2 protein-coding genes are annotated in these 2599 nt (G+C 52.2%); both read left to right on the top strand.

The window, feature by feature from the left end; all coding sequences use genetic code 11:
* Nucleotides 1-371 precede the first annotated feature (371 nt).
* Nucleotides 372-1889: a PQQ-dependent sugar dehydrogenase gene (locus ABYP33_RS18535; RefSeq protein WP_373092759.1), complete on the top strand. Its 1518-nt coding sequence runs from the start codon at nucleotides 372-374 to the stop codon at nucleotides 1887-1889.
* Nucleotides 1890-2209: 320 nt separating this feature from the next.
* Nucleotides 2210-2548, top strand: coding sequence for a hypothetical protein (locus ABYP33_RS18530; protein WP_373092757.1), 339 nt, complete (start codon nucleotides 2210-2212; stop codon nucleotides 2546-2548).
* Nucleotides 2549-2599: the final 51 nt, after the last annotated feature.

The following is a 2599-nucleotide window of genomic DNA, read 5'->3' as shown; positions in this document are numbered from 1 at the left end:
CTGGTGCCGCGTATTATATTGCCATCGGGCTTGTTGTCGGCGCCGCAGTGACCGTGCATCACATAGTCGTCGTGGACTTCGACTAATACACCAACTAAGGGCATGTCACACATACTACCGTCGACTCGGTAGCTAACGAGTCGACGGGTTTAAAGGTGTCTGGCTCAAAACTTAAGTCAAAAGGGCATTTTTCGCCGTCGCTGCTTCCCATATTCACCATGGTTGACTGTCTCTAGTTATTGGTTTTCGGACTTGAAAATTTGAGTGGAAGTATAACAATTTTTTACTTGGTGACCCCTGTACTGGCGTAATCCTCTTGTATACGGCGGGTTTGCTGGTATCTTAAATTACCGCAACAGGGCCATTTAGCCATGAAAATGTTTAAACGATTACTCGTCACCGTAGCGGTGATCCTTGGTTTGCTTATTTTTACACCATGGCTGCTTATTCAGTTTGGCCCAGCGGGGTGGGGCACTACCTCAAAAGTGATGCTCAATATGGTGTTTGGTTATGGCGAAGAAGCGCCCAGCGCCAGCGCGATTAAGCAGCGCCTAGAAGTGGCCGACGGCTTTAGCGTGAGCCTGTATGCCACTGGCTTGGGGAAAATTCGCTTTTTGAAGGTGGCGGATTCAGGCGATCTACTGGTTAGTCGGCCACGGCGTGGCGAAATACTTTTGCTCGAGCGCGACCGCAATGGTGATGGCCTGCCAGATGGACAGCGGGTGCTGTTGGCGGGATTAACGCGTCCTCACGGTTTGGATATTGCGGGAAGCTGGCTGTATGTGGCTGAGTCCGACGGTGTTGGAAAAATTGGGTTTAATAGCACTGAGGGCGCCGTTTCTGGCAATTACCGGCGTATTGTCTCGGGTTTGGGGGATAAGGGTAACCACTGGACGAAGACGGTTCGCGCCTCCAGCGATGGCTGGCTATACCTTAGCGCAGGCTCCACCTGTAATGTCTGCGAGGAAGTGGATCAGCAGCGCGCCACCATAATGCGTTTTCGGCCAGACGGCAGCGAGTTCTCGATATACGCCAGCGGTTTGCGAAATAGCGTCGGCCTCGACTGGGCGCCTTGGGATAATAGCCTGTACGCGACGGATAATGGACGCGACTTGCTTGGCGATGATATTCCCCCCTGTGAATTGAATCGCATAGAGGAGGGCGGCTTTTACGGCTGGCCCTATGTGAACGCGAGTACGCCAGACCCTGATCTTGGCGAGTTGAACGCCAGTGCTGTCGCGCAGAATATTCCACCGAGTCATGAATTCCGGGCGCACAATGCGCCGCTGGGCCTTCGGTTCTTACGCCGTAGTGCGGTTGCTGGTTTTGAGCGAGCGGCGCTCGTTGCCCTGCACGGCTCGTGGAATCGCAGCGTTGCCGATGGCTATAAAGTTGTGTCGCTGCACTGGCAGGCCGATGGCAGTATTGTTGAAAAGGACTTTTTAAGTGGCTTCTTGCAGGGTGATACCTTGCTGGGGCGTCCAGTGGATATTGCTGAAGATCGCGACGGCACTATTTTTATATCAGATGACTATTCAGGCTCAATCTATCGTGTTGCGATTGGCGAAGATGGTGCGCCGGACCTTGCGTCATCGGCATTCGCGCCGCCACCGCAGGGCCGCAGAGACAGTGGCTTGGCATCGTATACTGGCGAACAGCGCCGCGACTTGCTTGCGCGCGGGGAAATTGTCTACCGGAGTCACCTCTGCAGTAGTTGCCATATGAGCGGCAAAACTGAATCAGCTATTCCATTAGTGGGCTTAGCTGAGCGGTATACCGTCGCTGAATTAGCCGCCTTTTTTACAGTGCCAACACCGCCGATGCCCGTATTTCCATTGAGCGCGTCTGATCGTGAAGCCCTGGCGGTCTATTTATTGGTTCGGCAGTGAGGGTTTAAGCGGGGTATGGCTGGCGGTTTTCTTGAATTGATATGCAATTTAGGATTGTCAAAATGCGTATCAATTCACAGTGCGTATTGATACGTATCGAGAAAACTAAGCAATTTCGTTAGTGTTCTGGTGAGCGATATAAATACCTAAGCTCTAGATGTTATAGCTCGTTTTGACTAGGCTGTGTAATACGGATATTCCACCTTTTAATAATGCGCGCGTATTGCCACGTGGCAGTGGCAGCAAAGGGCTGGCTGGCAGGGTGCTGGGCCCGCATTTACATCACCTATGTTGTAATGCAAATAGTTTGAGGCAAATCAATGAAAAAATTGAATGAAGGTTTCACCTCTAAGGGGACGTTAAAGCGCAAGCAGGGCGGTTTTGCCCTTGCTGCTGAATTAACGCTGATGAGTTCTATTATGGTTGCTGGCGTCACGGTTGGAATGACCACGCTGCGCGACTCTTTATTGGCTGAAATGGACGATACTGCTGAGGCGATTGGCTCTTTGGACCAGAGCTTTTCATACGCCGGCGTACGCAATGGTCATGGTACCGCGGCAGCGGGCGGCTCGGGCTTTCGCGATGCGATTGATACTCATGCTGGCGATGGCGTCGGCTTTGTCTTTGTGCAGTCAGATAATGTCGAGGGTGGCCTGTAGTTTATTGCACCAAAGGTAAATGACTAAGGCGCCTGCGGGCGCCTTTTTTGT

This window comes from Zhongshania sp., from assembly GCF_041584495.1.
Classification (GTDB): domain Bacteria; phylum Pseudomonadota; class Gammaproteobacteria; order Pseudomonadales; family Spongiibacteraceae; genus Spongiibacter.
Note: the sequence above shows the minus strand (reverse complement) of the source record. Positions and strands in the feature narration are given on the sequence as shown.